The following is a 16,139-nucleotide window of genomic DNA, read 5'->3' on the forward strand; positions in this document are numbered from 1 at the left end:
CATGATCTCAAGGCTTTTCCGCTACCTCGTCACACTGCTTCCGCAGCACGCGATATCGCGCGTCATCCATGGCCTCGCACGCTGGCGCTGGCGGCCATGGAAAAACCTGCTCATCCGGCTTTTCACGCGCGCCTATGGCGTGGACTGCGGCGAGGCCGCGGCCAGCGAGCGCAATGCTTACGTGAGCTTCAATGCCTTTTTCACCCGGCCATTGGCACCCGGTGCACGCCCGATTGCCGATACCAGGGGCACGATCGTGAGCCCGGTGGATGGAGTGATCAGTCAGCATGGCAGCGTCAGCAACGGGCGATTGATCCAGGCCAAGCGCCAGGACTACAGCGTCACCGAACTGCTCGGCGGCGATGACCAACTGGCTGCGCCGTTTCAGAATGGCCACTTCGCGACGCTTTATCTCTCGCCCCGGGACTACCACCGGGTGCACATGCCGCTTGCCGGATCGCTGGTGCGGATGCTCCACATCCCAGGCCGGCTGTTCGGCGTTTCACGCCCGCTGGTCCGCCACGTACCACGACTGTTCGCCCGCAACGAGCGCGTTGTCGGCCTTTTCGACACCGATCAGGGCGCAATGGCGATGGTCCTGGTGGGGGCGATCGGCGTTGGCAGCATCGAGACCATCTGGGCCGGTGAAATAACGCCTCCGCGCGGGCACCGCATCCGCAACTGGGACTATCAGCACGACCCGCCAGCGCTTGAGGCCGGCGAGGAGATGGGCCGGTTCAATCTGGGCTCGACCGTGATCCTTTTGTTCGCCGACGCGCGACTGCAATGGGCGGACGGACTGGCTGAGGATCAGCCCATCCGCATGGGCGAGGCACTGGGCCACCTTGATGGTGCGGCCTCGCCCTCAGGCACGCGTCCAGGGGAAAGCCATCACGCCAGCGAGTGAATCCGCACCCATCGCGATCGCGAACAACCGATCCAATCCCATCGCCACGCCGGCGCAATCCGGCAGACCGGTCTCCATGGCGGCCAGCAGCCGCTCGTCGATCGCCATCACGGTCTGACCCGCTGACCGGCGCGCCGCCTGATCGGTCTCGAACCGATCGCGCTGCGCCGCGGCATCGGTGAGTTCGTGGAACCCATTGGCGACCTCAACGCCTTCTACGAACAGCTCGAAACGCTCGGCCACCCGTGGATCCGCCGGATCGAGTCGTGCCAGCACCGCCTGATCGGCTGGATAGTGGGTGATAAAACAGCGCGCTGGCAGCTGCGGCGCGACAACCTGGCTGAATAACCAGTCGAGCAGATCCCGGCGTGAGAGCGCCGCAGGCATGGGACGGGCGGCGGGGAGGGTGGCGGCGACCGCCGCCAGTCGCGACCGACTGGCCGTCAGTGGATCTGGCAGATCGGCAGTCACGAATGCCGACTGATAGGTCAGCCGCGTGGTTTCACCGGCACCGAGCATGCACGCAGCCAGCTGCTCGATCTCGTCCATCAGAGCGTCGGCGGAGAAGCCGACGCGATACCACTCAAGCAGGGTGAACTCGGGATTGTGCCAACGCCCCTGCTCACCCGCGCGGAAGGCCGGTGTGATCTGATAGCAGTCGCCGACACCGGCGGCGAGGAGGCGCTTCATGGCGTATTCGGGCGACGGCTGCAGCCAACGCCCCGTGGCCGATTCCTGAAGGCATTCGACCTGTGGATCGGTGACACCGGCCGCAGCCAGTACCGGCGTATCGACCTCGATCACCCCCCGGTCATGGAAAAAGCGCCGCAGCTGACCCAGCCACTCCGCCCGCTGGTGCAGAGCGGCAACGCTTGCCACCGGTGACCAGTCCGCCCCGGACGCCACCGGCGCATCAGTCCTTGGCGCGGGAGACGTATTCGCCGGTCCGGGTGTCGACCTTGAGGACCTCGCCTTCCTGGATGAACAGTGGAACCTGAACCACCGCACCGGTCTCGAGCGTTGCCGGCTTGCTGCCACCGCTGCTGGTATCACCCTTCATGCCCGGATCGGTCTGGGTGACCGCGAGCGTGACATGCGGCGGCGGCTCGACGGACAACGGCTCGCCGTTATAGAGCGTGACGTTACAGACATCCTGCTCCTTGAGCCATTTGCCGCTGTTGCCCACGGCCGCATTGGGGGCGGGATGCTGCTCGAATGTCTCCGGCGCCATGAAGTAATAGAATTCGCCGTCGTTATAGAGATACTGCATCTCCGTTTCCATCACATCGGCGGCTTCAACGCTCTCTCCCGACTTGAAGGTCCGATCGATCACCTTGCCGGTCTTGAGGTTGCGCACCTTCACCCGGTTAAATGCCTGCCCCTTGCCGGGCTTCACGAATTCGTTCTCGACGATCGAATAGGGCTCGCCATCGAGCAGTAGCTTCAGGCCCGACTTGAACTGATTGGTGCTATAGGTCGCCATTGGTTCTCCATTGCGCTGACTGCCGCGTCCTGCACGGCGAACAGCGCTGCATGCTAACGGAAAAGACATAGGGATTACACATGAGCCGAGCGCCCTGGCAACGTGAGTGGCAGAACGCCATCCGCCACCCCGCGACCCTGCTCGAGCGGCTGGGACTGGATACCGCCCTGCTGGGACCGGCAAGGCGCGCCGACCAGCTATTCGAGTTGCGCGTCCCCGAGGCCTTTCTGGAACGCATGGAGCCCGGCAACGCCGCCGACCCACTGCTCCGGCAGGTGCTGCCAGTGGATGCGGAATCCGACGATACGCCGGGTTTCGCCAACGATCCGGTCGGCGACCACGCGAGCCTCGCCAACGGCGGCGTCATCCACAAATATCAGGGGCGGGCCCTGCTGATTGCCACCGGCGCCTGTGCCATCAACTGCCGCTATTGCTTCCGGCGCCACTTCCCTTATGCCGACGCCAACGCCAGCAGCGGACAATGGGCGGAGGCACTCGATTACCTGCGCGACGATCCATCGATCAGCGAAGTCATCCTCAGTGGGGGTGATCCACTCAGCCTCAATGACCGACGCCTTCGCGAGCTGAGCGAGGGGCTCGTCTCGATCCCGCATCTGCGCCGGATCCGCGTGCACAGCCGCATGCCGGTCGTGTTGCCCAGCCGGATCGACGAGTCACTCATCGGCTGGCTGACCGGCACCCGTCTGACACCGGTGATGGTCATCCACGCCAACCATGCGCAGGAACTCGACATGCGCGTCGCCGAGTCCCTGCAGCGGCTGACTCGCGATGGCGTACGGCTCTATAACCAGGCCGTTCTGCTTCGGGGGGTCAATAACGACGCGCAGACTCTGATCAACCTCAGTGAACGCCTGTTCGACATCGGCGTGCAGCCCTACTACCTGCACCTGCTGGATCGAGTCCGCGGAGCGGCGCATTTCGAGGTGAACGAGGGCGAGGCCCGAGCACTGATGCGGGCGCTGGCAGCAGTCACGCCCGGTTACATGCTGCCGCGCCTGGTCCGCGAGGTCGCCGGCGAACCGTGGAAGGTCCCGATCGAGTGGACAGCGGTGTAACCGGCGAATGGCTGCGGTTCAGGTCACGAGACCAGCGCGCGTGGCGAAAGGCCGTCAACACGCTGGAAACCCCGCGGCAGCGCCCGGCCACGTCGACCGCGCTCGCCCTCGTAGGCAGCCAGATCGGCGGACTTGAGGGTGAGCGTGCGCTTACCCGCGCCGACCACCAGCGACTGATCGGCCAGCAGTGGGCACAGCCCAACCACTTTCTCCCCGCTCTCATCCCGGCGTGCGGCCGGGATGTCGATCAGTTTGTTGCCCTTGCCGCGCGAGAGCTCAGGCAGCTGGGCGAGCGGGAACACGAGTAGCCGGCCGGCACTGGTGGCCACTGCCACCCGATCGGCGGCGGCCGGCAACACGATCGGCGCGAGGATCTCGCTGTCCGCGGGCCGATTGATAATGGCCTTACCGGCTTTCTGTCGCGCCTGCAGCGACTTGACCCGGGTCACGAACCCATAGCCGCTGTCGGATGCGAGCAGCACCCCCTCTTCCGGCTCGGCACACAGGACGTGCACGAAATACGCCCCATCGGGTGGCTGCAGTCGGCCGGTGAGGGGCTCGCCCTGACCCCGTGCCGATGGCAGAGAGTGGGCGGGCAGGCTGTAGCTGCGACCGTGCGTATCGAGGAACACCGCAAGCTGATTGCTGCGACCGGTCGCCGCTGCGGCGAATCCGTCGCTGGCGCGATAGGAAAGCTTTTCAGGATCGACGTCGTGTCCCTTGGCGGTCCGCGCCCAGCCCTTGCGCGAGAGCACAACGGTCACCGGCTCAGTCGGCACCAGCTCGCTCTCACTCAGCGCCCGGGCGCTGCTGCGGGTCACCAGAGCCGAGCGGCGTTCATCACCATAGTGATCAGCATCGGCCTGGAGCTCGGTCTGGATCAGCTGGGTCATCCGGACCTCTGAGGCCAGCGTATCCTGGAGCTGGTCGCGCTCAGTCGCCAGCTCATCCTGCTCGCCCCGGATCTTCATCTCCTCGAGCCGGGCGAGATGGCGCAGTCGCAGCTCCAGTATCGCCTCGGCCTGGGTCTCGGTCAGCCCGAAACGCTCCATCAGCGCTGGCCGGGGCTCATCCGCGTCGCGAATGATCGCGATGACTTCATCGATGTTCAGATAGGCGATCAGCAGGCCCTCGAGCACGTGCAAGCGAGCCTCAACCTTCTCCAGGCGCCACTGCAGACGACGGCGGACGGTGTCGCGGCGGTACTCAAGCCATTCACTGAGCATCTCTCGGAGATTGCGCACACGGGGGCGTCCATCCAGCCCGATGACATTCAGATTGACCCGATAGGTCTTCTCCAGATCAGTGGTGGCGAAGACATGCTGCATGACCTCGCCGGCATCCACCCGGTTGGAGCGAAGGGTGATAACGAGACGGGTGGGGTTCTCGTGGTCGGATTCATCCCGCAGGTCCTCGACCATGGGCAGCTTGCGGGCCTGCATCTGGGCGGCGATCTGCTCAAGCACCCGACTGCCGGAGACCTGGAAGGGCAGCGCGGTGACGATGACGTCCCGACCATCGCGCTCCCAGCGGGCCCGCAGCCGCAGGCCACCATTGCCGGTCTCGTAGAGCCGCCGGATTTCAGCGGCAGGCGTAATAATCTCGGCGTCGGTGGGGAAATCCGGGCCCTGGATGTGCTCGCAGAGCGCCTCGACATCAGCGTCCGGCTCATCCAGCAGACGAATGCACGCCGAGGCGACCTCGCGCAGGTTGTGCGGCGGGATATCGGTTGCCATGCCCACCGCGATGCCCGTGCCGCCATTCAGCAGCACGTTGGGAACGCGTGCCGGCAGCGTGACCGGCTCGTCGAGGGTGCCGTCGAAATTGGGCTGCCATTCCACCGTCCCCTGCCCCAGCTCCTGGAGCAGCAACCGGGCATAGGGCGCCAGACGCGCCTCGGTATAGCGCATCGCTGCGAATGATTTCGGATCGTCCGCTGATCCCCAGTTGCCCTGACCGTCGACCAGCGGGTACCGGTACGAGAAGGGCTGCGCCATCAACACCATGGCCTCATAACAGGCCGAGTCACCGTGCGGGTGGTACTTGCCGAGCACATCACCAACCGTGCGCGCGGACTTCTTGTGTTTCGACACAGCCGACAGGCCAAGCTCGGACATGGCGTAGACAATCCGCCGCTGGACCGGCTTGAGGCCGTCACCCACATGCGGCAGGGCCCGATCGAGAATGACGTACATCGAGTAGTCGAGGTATGCCTTCTCCGTGAACTCGTGGAGCGGGCGCCGCTCGAATCCGTCTGCCTGGGTGGGTTCGGTCATCGTCTGTCAGTATCCTTTCGCGGGTTCATACCAGCACGTCGGCAAGGTCGCCGTTGCGCTCCAGCCAGGCACGCCGCTTGCCGGCGGCACGCTTGCCAAGCAGCATCGCCATCAGTGCCTCGGTCTCCTCCGGGGCATCGACCGTGAGCTGGACGAGTCGCCGGGTGTCCGGCGCCATGGTGGTCTCGCGGAGCTGCAGGGGATTCATCTCGCCCAGCCCCTTGAAACGGGTGATCGCGACTTTGCCCTTGAGCTTCTCCGCCTGGATCCGGTCAAGGATGCCCTGGCGCTCGTCCTCGTCCAGCGCGTACCAGGTCTGTTTGCCGACATCGACACGATAGAGCGGCGGCATCGCCATGAACACATGCCCCGAGCGCACCAGCGCCGGGAAGTGACGCAGGAACAGGGCACAGAGCAGCGTCGCGATATGCGCCCCATCGGGATCGGCATCGGCCAGGACACAGACCTTGGCGTATCGCAGCCGGGTGAGATCGTCCGAGCCGGGCTCGATCCCCAGCGCCACGGCAATGTCGTGGACCTCCTGCGAGGCCATGACCTCGGCTGGATCGACCTCCCAGGTGTTGAGGATCTTGCCACGCAGCGGCATCACTGCCTGGAAATCACGGTCACGGGCCTGTTTCGCCGAACCGCCGGCGGAATCGCCCTCCACCAGAAAGAGCTCACTGATACCGGGATCCTGGTTGCTGCAGTCCGCGAGCTTACCCGGCAGTGCCGGCCCCTGCGTGACCCGCTTGCGGGTGACCTTGCGCGAGGCCCGTAGACGGCGCTGGGCATTGGCAAGGACCAGCTCGACGAGTCGCTCGGCCTCAGTGGTGTGCTCGTTGAGCCAGAGACTGAAGGCATCCTTGACCACGCCGGACACGAAACCGGCGCAGGCCCGGGATGAAAGCCGCTCCTTGGTCTGCCCCGAGAACTGCGGCTCCTCGAGCTTGACCGACAGCACGTAGGTGACGCGCTCCCAGACGTCCTCCGGGGCGATGCGAACGCCTCGTGGCAGCAGGTTGCGGAACTCGCAGAACTCACGTAGCGCCTCGGTCAGGCCGGAGCGCAGACCGTTGACGTGTGTCCCGCCCTGCAGCGTGGGAATGAGGTTGACGTAACTCTCCTGCACCGGCTCGCCCTGCTCGGGCAACCAGGCGACCGCCCATTCGACCGCCTCGTGGTCGGCCGAGAAATCACCGGTAAAGGGGGCCTCGGGGATGCGTGGGACACCCTCCAGCGTTGTGCCCAGGTAATCCGCAAGCCCTTTCTCGTAGTGCCACAGCGTTTCCTCGCCACTCGCCTCCTCGACAAGCCGTACCGCAAGCCCCGGGCAGAGCACTGCCTTGGCCCGCAGCACATGGCGCAGACGCGGCAGCGAGAACCGCGCCGAGTCGAAATACTCGGCGTTGGGCCAGAAGTGAAGCTCGGTACCGGTATTCCGGCGGCCGACCTCACCCACTGCCTCGAGTGGCTGGATCTTCTCGCCATTGGCGAAAGCCATCCGCCACTCGCGGCCATCGCGACGAATGGACACCTCGAGACGCGTCGACAGGGCATTGACAACGGAAACGCCAACGCCATGCAGACCGCCGGAAAACTGATAGCTCTCGCGTGAGAATTTGCCGCCGGCGTGGAGCCGGCCGAGGATGATCTCCACCCCGGGCGCCCCCTCATCGGGATGCATATCCACGGGCATGCCGCGGCCGTCGTCGATCACCGACAGAGAACCATCGCGGTACAGCGTGACGTCAATACGCTGGCAGTGCCCGGCAATCGCCTCGTCGACACTGTTGTCGACAACCTCCTGGGCCAGATGGTTGGGTCGGGTGGTGTCGGTATACATCCCCGGGCGGCGGCGCACCGGGTCAAGGCCGGTCAGGACCTCGATCGCAGCGGAATCGTAGCGTTCATTCATGCCCGGGAGTGTAACGGGTGGCACCCCATCGGGCGAGTGCGTCGGTCGCCGCTGCACGATAGACTCCACCGCATGAGCGAAAATGATGAAACACCGGACTTCGAAACCGCCCTGCAGACGCTTGAGGCACTGGTCGAACGAATGGAGCGCGGCGAGTTGACGCTGGAGCAGTCGCTGCAATGCTTTGAACAGGGGATCCGCCTGACCCGCGAGTGTCAGAAGGCCCTGTCAGAAGCCGAGCAACGGGTGGAAATACTCACTGGCAGGGATGCGGAGGCGGAACCCACGGCCTTCGAGGAAACCGACGATGGCCAACCTGACTGAAGCGCTGACACAGGCCCGGACCCGGGTCGAGGCGGCGCTCGACCAGGCCCTGCCCGATGCCACGCTGGCACCGGAGCGCCTGCATGAGGCGATGCGTTACGCGGTCCTCGCGCCGGGCAAACGCCTGCGCCCGTTTCTGGTCTATCAGGCGGGTGCACTGTTCAATGCGCGCGCTTCGGATCTCGACTCGCCGGCCTGTGCGGTGGAGATGATCCACGCCTACTCGTTGATCCACGACGACCTGCCCTCAATGGATGATGATGACCTGCGACGGGGTCAGCCGACCTGCCACCGGGCATTCGATGAATCGACCGCCATACTGGCCGGCGACGCCCTCCAGGCACTGGCTTTCCAGCATATTGCCGAGGCGGGCCCCGCCAACGCTGAATGCCGCCTCCGAATGATTCAGGCGCTCGGTCTCGCGGTGGGCTCGCGGGGGATGGCCGGCGGTCAGGCACTGGATCTGAATGCGGTCAACCATCGGCTCGATGCCAACGAACTCGAGGCCATGCACCGCTACAAGACCGGCGCGCTCATTCTCGCCAGCCTGCGGCTGGGATCACTCTGCGCCGCTAACGAAGCCGATGCGGAGCAGTGCAACGCCCTCGACCACTACGGCCAGTGCATCGGGCTCGCCTTCCAGGTCCAGGACGACATCCTTGATGTGACCGGTGACAGCCTCGATATGGGCAAAACCAGCGGCGCCGACGCACGGCGCGAGAAACCCACCTATCCGGGACTGATGGGACTCGCGGCATCGCGACGATTCGCCCGCGAGCTCAGGGACGAGGCCGTCTGCGCCGTGGAAGGCTTCGGCCCACGCGCCGACATGCTGCGCTCGCTCGCGGACTACATCATCAGCCGCGAGCGCTGAGCCAGGCCCCTATTTACCGGCCTTCGCCGCTTTCTTGCGCTCATGCTCGAGCAGGTACTTCTTACGGATCCGGATGGCGCCCGGGGTCACCTCCACGAGCTCATCATCATCAATGAACTCGAGCGCCTGCTCCAGCGTGAGCCGTTGAGGGGGTGTCAGGATGATGCTCTCGTCCGAGCCGGCGGCGCGGACGTTGGTGAGCTGCTTGGCCTTGAGCGGGTTGACGACCAGGTCGTTGTCGCGACTGTGCAGCCCGATCACCATGCCCTCGTAGACCTCGTCGCCATGGCCGATGAACAGCTTACCCCGGCCCTGCAGGTTGAACAGTGCGTAGGCCACGGCCTTGCCGGGCGCCATTGACACCAGCACGCCGTTATTCCGCTGGCCGTACTCCCCGGTCTTTGCCGGACCATAGTGATCGAAGACGTGATACATCAGCCCGGTCCCTGAGGTCGCGGTCAGGAACTCGGTCCGAAAACCAATCAGCCCACGGGCCGGGATGATGTAATCGAGCCTCACACGGCCACGGCCATCGGGGAGCATATCGGTGAGCTCGCCACCACGCTCGCCCAGTGCCTGCATCACTGCCCCCTGGTAATCCTCCTCGACATCCACGGTGAGCTGCTCGTAGGGCTCCTCGATCCTGCCGTCGACCTCGCGGGTGATGACCTCCGGCCGTGACACACCCAGCTCGTAGCCCTCGCGACGCATGTTCTCGATGAGGATACCCAGATGCAGCTCGCCCCGGCCCGAGACCCGGAATCGCTCGGGATCGTCGGTGTCTTCCACGCGCAGCGCGACATTATGCTCGAGTTCGCGCAGCAAGCGATCGCGAAGCTGGCGGGAGGTCACATACTTGCCCTCACGCCCGACGAACGGCGACGTATTGACCTGGAAGGTCATCGACACGGTCGGCTCGTCCACTGTCAGTGCCGGCAGCGCCTCGACCGCCGCCGGGTCACAGAGCGTATCGGAGATATTGATGCCCTCGACACCGGTGAAGGCGATGATATCGCCGGCATTGGCGGATGGCACCTCGACGCGGTCGAGCCCCAGAAACCCCAGAACCTGCAGGAGCCGGACCTGGCGGCGTTTGCCGTCGCGGTCGACACACGTCAATGTCTGGTTGGTCTTGATACTGCCCCGCTGGACCCGCCCGATGCCGATCACACCGACGTAGCTGTTGTAGTCGAGCGAGGTCACCTGCATGCGGAACGGTCCCTCAGCATCCACCTGCGGGGCCGGAACGGTATCGCGGATAAGCTCGAAGAGCGGCGTCATGTCACCGCCGCGCACATCGGGCTCGGTCCCGGCATAACCGTTCAGGGCCGAGGCGTAGATCACCGGGAAGTCAAGCTGTTCCTCGCTGGCGCCAAGGTTATCGAACAGATCAAAGGTCTTGTCGACGACCCAGTCCGGACGGGCCCCATCGCGGTCCACCTTGTTGACCACCACGATGGGCTTGAGCCCGAGTGCGAGCGCCTTCTGGGTCACGAACCGTGTCTGTGGCATGGGCCCGTCGACGGCGTCGACCAGCAGCAGCACCGAATCCACCATCGAAAGCACCCGCTCGACCTCGCCGCCGAAGTCGGCATGGCCGGGGGTATCGACGATGTTCACGCGCAGGTCCTGCCACTTGATCGCCGTATTCTTGGACAGGATGGTAATGCCACGCTCACGCTCGAGATCATTGGAATCCATGATCCGCTCCTGGACCTCGCCGCGTGCGGCCAGAGTGCCCGACTGCTGCAGCAGCTGGTCCACCAGGGTGGTCTTGCCGTGGTCGACGTGGGCGATGATGGCGACGTTGCGCAGATCACGCACATCGGAATGGAGGGGATCGGTAATCATGGAATCTCGCTCGTTGATCGGTCGCTGGCAGAATGAATAAACCGCCCAGTGTACAGGTTGAACGCATGGATTGTCGTTTCAGTGGCGCAGCCCTAGCGCCGACCCATGAAAAATGCCGCCAGCAGCAGAAGCGGAAACACCTCAAGCCGCCCCAGCAGCATCAGGATACTGAGCACGACCGCTGCTCCCGCGTTCAGATCAGGCCCAACAACCCCTGTGTCGAGGCCCGAGTTGAACAGCGCCGAGGCGGTATCGAAAAACACATGGGCAAGCCGGGTATCGGCGGGCAACCAGTGGAGCATGATGAACACCCCCAGCAGCCAGAGCAGCATGAAGATACCCACCAGCCGCAGGGCGGTATGGCCGAGTGAGGCCATCTGCGCCGGGGTGATATGCGCCCCGTCATAGCGAAGCACCACCACCTCGTGCGGCGTGGCGCGGAGCGAGCGGAGCTGGCCCACCAGATCCTTGAGCAGGAGCCCCACCCGAAGCAGCTTGACACCGCCACTGGTGGATCCAGCCATCCCGCCCATCAGCACCGCCGTGAGCACCAGCAGCAACGCCGCGTCGCCCCAGGATGACAGGTCGGCAGCGGCGAACCCCGCCGATGTCATCGCCGATACCCAGACCATGACTGAACTGATCAGCGTGTCGCTGCCACCGACCGTCAGCCAGCGCTGCCCCCAGAGCAGCAGACCACCTCCCAACAGCACCCAGACCAGCACCCGGACCTCCACGAGCTGCCAGAGCGAGCGCGGTGAAACCCGTTCGACGATCAACCGATAGTGGATAAGAAAGCTCACCGCACCGGCCAGCATGATCGGCACATACGCGAGCTGGACGGCCTGAGGGGCGCTCATCAGGCTGTCATCGGTGATCGTGAATCCGCCGGTCGCAATCGCTGTCATGCCATGATTGACCGCGCGCCAGGGGGGCTCGCCGACGATCCACAGCAGCGCGATGGCGCCCAGCGTGTACCCCAGATAGATCGCCCATATGGTCTGCACCGTTGATTTGACGGTGGGCAGGATTTTCTCGTCGCGGGCCTCCGAGAAATAGAGATTGATGGCGCCGCGCTCGGCGGGGACGACCGCCAGCAGCAGGAGAATGACACCGATCCCCCCAATCCACTGACTGAAACTCCGCCACCACTGAATGTGATGCGGCAGCTCCGAGGCGGCCGCTACGACGGTGAGTCCCGTGGAGGTAAACCCCGATACCGATTCGAAAAAGGCATGGGATGGCTGACGGAATGGCTGCAGCACGGACTCTGTCGGCAGCGGGGCGAGGTGGGCACTGACGAACACCGGGATCGCACCAATGATCGCGATGAGCAGCCAGCTGATGCCCGCGATCAGCATCGACTGATAGCGATACAACCGATCCGTGCCACGCGTCGTCCAGACCAGCAGCTGGCCACTGATCAACGCCACCGCGGCGGTCAGTGCCAACCCCCATGCGCCCCACCACTCACCGGCCCACCCGGCGATCGGCAGCGACAGCAGCGCCATCAGACCGGGGACATGCAGCAGAAACCCGGTCCCGCGCAGCACCTCGCGCACGCTGTCAGCCTTCCAGGTGACGCTCGCGGAAGGCGAGCCGGCGCCGGCCGCGCAGGCGCTCCGCGGCAAAGATGATCACTCCGTCCCCGGCCGTCAGCTGATCGCCATCCGCAAAGCGCTTCGTCGTCCCGTCCCGCACCCGGGCGAGCAGCTGCAGATCCTCGCCCAGCAACTCGCGGCGGCGTATTTCGGCAGCGTCCAGCCCGACCAGTGGTGACTGCTCCCCGAGCTTGAGTTCGATGATCTGCTGACCGCCCCGCAGGGTTGTCACATCATTGGTCTCCGGCAGCAGGGTAATGTCGAGCAGATGCTGGGCGACCAGCCGTTCCGGATCAGAGAGCACCCGGACTCCGAGACGGCGGAAAATCGGGATATGGGAGTCCCGGTTGACCGTGCTGGTGAGGGTCTCCACACCCACTTCCTGGGCGAGCAGCACCGCCATGAGGTTGGTGGAGTCGTCATCTGTGGTCGCGATCAGGGCCTCGGCCCGCGCCAACTGGCTTTCCCCGACGAACGCATCATTGCCGACGTCCATGGCAAGCACCCGCACGTCATGCTGCTCGGCACAGGCGTCGGCGAGTGCAGGATCGCTTTCCACCACCACCAGGTCGTTGTTGGTACTCGACAGGGCCTGTTCGATCAGGCTGTTGCCGACCGGTGCGGCCCCGATGACCACAATCATCATTCGATCCTCCCCTCGCTATCCGGCCAGCGCTGCGTCAAACGCTCAGCACCGGCGCCTGCATGGCCGCGACCTGCTCGCGCAGGGTCAGCACATGATCGTCCCAGTATCGCTCGGTCCCGAACCAGGTGAAGGTCGCGGGAAACGCCGGATCGTCCCAGCGCCTCGCCAGCCACGCGGCATAGTGCATGATCCGCAGGGTGCGCAGCGCCTCGAGCAGATGGAGCTCACGCGGATCAAACGCGCGAAACTGCTCATAACCGGCGATCAGGTCGCTGAGCTGGAGGGTACGCTCGTGGCGATCGCCACTGAGCAGCATCCATAGATCCTGAATCGCCGGACCGGTCCGGCAGTCGTCGAGATCCACCAGATGCGGTCCCTGATCGGTCCAGAGGATATTGCCGGGGTGAAAGTCCCCGTGCAGGCGAATAAAGGCGCAGCCCGCGGCGTTTTCCCGCGCCTCATCGATCGCCGCGAGCAGTTCATCGGTCACCGCCCGGTAGGACGCCTCGACGCCCTCCGGGATCCAGCCGGCCGCCAGCAGCCAGTCACGGCTCTGACGTCCCATGACATCGGCGTCGAGGACGGGCCGGTGCTCGAACACCCCGGCCTCGCCGACCGTATGCATGCGACCCAGCAGACGCCCCAGCCACTCCCGCGTGTCCGCATTGTCGAGCTCAGGGGCATGACCGCCGCGACGGGGATAGAGCGCGAAGCGGAAACCGGCCGCCTGATGCAGGGTCTGGTGATTGAGATCGATCGGCGCCACCACCGGGATCTCATGCCCGGCCAGTTCGACCGCGAAGGCATGCTCCTCGAGGATGGCCGCATCGCTCCAGCGCCCGGGCCGATAAGCCTTGAGGATCATCGGGGCCCGATCCTCGACACCGAGCTGATAGACCCGGTTTTCATAACTGTTGAGGGCGAGCAGACGGCCATCGGCATCGACGCCGGCGGCCTCGACCATGTCCAGCAGGAGCGCCGGCTGGAGACTGGCAAACGGATGATCGCCGGGCAGTGATTCAGTCATTGGCTGGCTCATCCGAGACCGCTCCGAGGGTCTCCCAGACCGGCGTGAGATCACGGGGAATGGGCTCGAGCCGACCGATCTCGACCCAGGGGAAGTCTGGATCGTGGAAATCCGAGCCCTTGGAGGCAGTGAGGCCAAATCGGCGCGCCAGTGCCGCGGCCGCCGAGAGGTCGTCACGCCCGCCACCACCGTTGGCGACCTCAATCGCCTCACCGCCAGCGCCGACAAAGGCCTGAATCGCCGCCCGCAGCGCACCGCGGGTCAGACCATAGCGAAGCGGATGGGCAAACACAGCGGTACCGCCAGCGGCATGGATCCAGGCGACAACCTCGTCGATACTCGCCCATTGCACAGCGGCATAGCCGGGCCGACCGCGTTTGAGATAGCGTTCAAATGCCGCCTGAAACGTCGGCGAGGCCCCCTGCTCAACCAGTGCGCGGGCGAAATGCGCGCGACCGGGAACGCCAGCCGCCATCTCATCCACCCGATCGGCCATGCCGGCAACGCCCGCAGCCGCCAGTCGCTCAGCGATGCGGGCGGCGCGGTCATGGCGCTCGGCCTGCTGTCGCGCCACACCCTCAATCAGTGTCGGGCAGGTAATGTCCATGCCGAGGCCAACGATATGCACCACACCTCTCGCCCATCGTGCCGAGAGCTCGATACCGCTCAGACACTCAATGCCCTGCCCGCGGGCGCTCGCCTGTGCCTCGACCACGCCGTCGAGGCTGTCGTGGTCGGTGAGTGCCATCAGCCGCACGCCCCGCGCAGCCGCCCGCGCCACCACCGCCGCTGGCGACAGGTGGCCATCCGAGGCGGTACTGTGCATGTGTAAATCAACCTGGCTGGCGGACACTGGCGCCTCGCTTGTGGCCTTCATCGGCCCATCCTATAATGAAACCCTCGGCAGCCGCAGGCTGCCGTTTGTTTTTGGAGGTCATCACCATGTCAACGGCCCTGATGCCCACTTACAAACGCCTGCCGGTCGCGTTCCGGCGCGGCGACGGCGCGTGGCTCGAGGACACCGAGGGGCGCTGGTACCTGGATGCGCTTTCGGGCATTGCCGTCTGCGGCCTGGGCCATGCCCACCCGGACGTTGCCGCGGCCATCGCCGATCAGGCGCAGACGCTGGTGCATACCTCCAATCTCTATGAGGTGCCGCACCAGTCCCGTCTCGGCGAGCGGCTCTGCGCGCTGTCGGGTCTCGAGCAGGTCTTCTTCGCCAACAGTGGTGCCGAGGCGAACGAGGCGGCGATCAAGCTGGCACGGCTCTACGGCTATCATCGTGGCATTGAGGCACCAGAGATCATCGTCGCGGAGAACGCCTTCCACGGTCGCACGCTGGGCGCGCTCACCGCCACCGGCAACCAGCGCGCGCAGACGGGCTTCGGGCCATTGCCCGAGGGCTTCGTGCGGGTCCCCTACAGCGACGTCGATGCGATCCGCGCGGCGGCAACGGAGCGGACCGTTGCGGTATTTGTCGAGCCCATCCAGGGCGAAGGCGGTATCGTCGTACCCGATGATGACTATCTACCGGCCCTGCGCCACCTCTGTGACCAGCACGGATGGCTGCTCATGCTCGATGAGGTGCAGTCGGGGGTCGGTCGAACCGGCCACTGGTTTGCCCATCAGCACGCCGACATCCGGCCGGATGTGGTGACACTGGCCAAGGCCCTTGCCAACGGCGTACCCATCGGCGCCTGCATGGCGGGCGGGCCGGCAGGCGGTGTCCTGGGCCCCGGCAGTCACGGTACGACCTTTGGCGGTAATCCACTGTCCAGCCGCGCCGCACTGGCGGTCATCGATGCCATCGAGCGCGACGGGCTTCTGGCGCGTGCAGCGACGGTCGGTGAGCGCATGCTCGGCCGCCTGCGTCAGGCCCTCAGCGGCGTCCGGGGGGTCCACGAAATCCGCGGACGGGGGTTGATGATCGGCATTGAGCTCGACGGAGCCTGCGGCCAGTTGGTCGGGCAGGCCCTCGAGGCGGGCATTCTGATCAACGTAACGGCGGGACGGGTGATACGCCTTCTGCCACCACTCACCTTCACTGACGAACAGGCCGACCAATTGGTCGACACACTGACGCCATTGATCGAGAAGACCGCAGAAGCAATCGCCGATGAACCGGCCGAGCTTGCCTGAGGTTGACAGGGGAAACC

The 16,139-nt window shown here is 65.2% G+C and carries 14 protein-coding genes; 5 read left to right on the forward strand and 9 right to left on the reverse strand.

Translation table 11 applies throughout. From position 1 onward, the window contains the following. Nucleotide 1: 1 nt before the first annotated feature. A complete protein-coding gene (gene asd, locus SPICUR_RS07200) occupies nucleotides 2–907 on the forward strand; it encodes an archaetidylserine decarboxylase (protein WP_023367565.1) in 906 nt (301 codons plus the stop codon). Here asd and epmA read toward each other — a convergent pair. Next, nucleotides 866–1,813, reverse strand: coding sequence for an EF-P lysine aminoacylase EpmA (gene epmA, locus SPICUR_RS07205; protein WP_023367567.1), 948 nt, complete (start codon nucleotides 1,811–1,813; stop codon nucleotides 866–868). The two genes, asd and epmA, sit on opposite strands and share 42 nt — an antisense overlap. Nucleotides 1,814–1,820: 7 nt before the next feature. Continuing rightward, nucleotides 1,821–2,390, reverse strand: coding sequence for an elongation factor P (efp, locus tag SPICUR_RS07210; RefSeq protein ID WP_023367569.1), 570 nt, complete (start codon nucleotides 2,388–2,390; stop codon nucleotides 1,821–1,823). Between the two features lie 80 nt (nucleotides 2,391–2,470). Here efp and epmB point away from each other — a divergent pair, with 80 nt between their 5' ends. Next, nucleotides 2,471–3,466: an EF-P beta-lysylation protein EpmB gene (gene epmB, locus SPICUR_RS07215; RefSeq protein ID WP_023367571.1), complete on the forward strand. Its 996-nt coding sequence runs from the start codon at nucleotides 2,471–2,473 to the stop codon at nucleotides 3,464–3,466. A 23-nt stretch (nucleotides 3,467–3,489) separates the two neighbouring features. Here epmB and parC read toward each other — a convergent pair whose 3' ends face one another. Both parC and parE read right to left on the reverse strand, forming a co-directional pair. Beyond that, nucleotides 3,490–5,742 carry a DNA topoisomerase IV subunit A gene (parC, locus tag SPICUR_RS07220; protein ID WP_023367573.1) on the reverse strand — a complete coding sequence of 751 codons (2,253 nt, stop codon included), beginning with the start codon at nucleotides 5,740–5,742 and terminating at the stop codon, nucleotides 3,490–3,492. A gap of 25 nt (nucleotides 5,743–5,767) precedes the next feature. Continuing rightward, on the reverse strand, nucleotides 5,768–7,660 hold the full coding sequence (parE, locus tag SPICUR_RS07225; RefSeq protein WP_041382442.1) for a DNA topoisomerase IV subunit B: 1,893 nt from the start codon (nucleotides 7,658–7,660) through the stop codon (nucleotides 5,768–5,770). A 72-nt stretch (nucleotides 7,661–7,732) separates the two neighbouring features. On the opposite strand from parE, the gene SPICUR_RS09765 reads away from it, so the two are divergent. Beyond that, nucleotides 7,733–7,984 carry an exodeoxyribonuclease VII small subunit gene (locus SPICUR_RS09765; RefSeq protein WP_076742169.1) on the forward strand — a complete coding sequence of 84 codons (252 nt, stop codon included), beginning with the start codon at nucleotides 7,733–7,735 and terminating at the stop codon, nucleotides 7,982–7,984. After that, nucleotides 7,968–8,858 carry a polyprenyl synthetase family protein gene (locus SPICUR_RS07230; protein ID WP_023367577.1) on the forward strand — a complete coding sequence of 297 codons (891 nt, stop codon included), beginning with the start codon at nucleotides 7,968–7,970 and terminating at the stop codon, nucleotides 8,856–8,858. Before SPICUR_RS09765 ends, SPICUR_RS07230 begins: the two co-directional genes overlap by 17 nt. Nucleotides 8,859–8,867: 9 nt before the next feature. Here SPICUR_RS07230 and typA read toward each other — a convergent pair whose 3' ends face one another. The 5 genes from typA to SPICUR_RS07255 form a co-directional block, all read right to left on the reverse strand. Beyond that, entirely contained in the window at nucleotides 8,868–10,709 is a 1,842-nt protein-coding gene (typA, locus tag SPICUR_RS07235) for a translational GTPase TypA (RefSeq protein WP_023367579.1), read from the reverse strand. 92 nt (nucleotides 10,710–10,801) lie between these two features. Next, nucleotides 10,802–12,340 carry a TrkH family potassium uptake protein gene (locus tag SPICUR_RS07240; protein WP_023367581.1) on the reverse strand — a complete coding sequence of 513 codons (1,539 nt, stop codon included), beginning with the start codon at nucleotides 12,338–12,340 and terminating at the stop codon, nucleotides 10,802–10,804. After that, nucleotides 12,276–12,956: a potassium channel family protein gene (locus SPICUR_RS07245; RefSeq protein ID WP_023367583.1), complete on the reverse strand. Its 681-nt coding sequence runs from the start codon at nucleotides 12,954–12,956 to the stop codon at nucleotides 12,276–12,278. Before SPICUR_RS07245 ends, SPICUR_RS07240 begins: the two co-directional genes overlap by 65 nt. A 34-nt stretch (nucleotides 12,957–12,990) precedes the next feature. Next, nucleotides 12,991–13,995, reverse strand: a complete 1,005-nt coding sequence (locus tag SPICUR_RS07250) for a serine/threonine protein kinase (protein WP_237220326.1) — start codon at nucleotides 13,993–13,995, stop codon at nucleotides 12,991–12,993. Continuing rightward, nucleotides 13,976–14,809: a PHP domain-containing protein gene (locus tag SPICUR_RS07255; protein ID WP_158499837.1), complete on the reverse strand. Its 834-nt coding sequence runs from the start codon at nucleotides 14,807–14,809 to the stop codon at nucleotides 13,976–13,978. Before SPICUR_RS07255 ends, SPICUR_RS07250 begins: the two co-directional genes overlap by 20 nt. Before the next feature lie 116 nt (nucleotides 14,810–14,925). Here SPICUR_RS07255 and SPICUR_RS07260 point away from each other — a divergent pair, with 116 nt between their 5' ends. Further along, nucleotides 14,926–16,122, forward strand: a complete 1,197-nt coding sequence (locus SPICUR_RS07260; RefSeq protein ID WP_041382447.1) for an acetylornithine transaminase — start codon at nucleotides 14,926–14,928, stop codon at nucleotides 16,120–16,122. Nucleotides 16,123–16,139 lie beyond the last annotated feature (17 nt).

The sequence above is a fragment of the Spiribacter curvatus genome (assembly GCF_000485905.1).
GTDB classification, from domain to species: Bacteria; Pseudomonadota; Gammaproteobacteria; order Nitrococcales; family Nitrococcaceae; genus Spiribacter; species Spiribacter curvatus.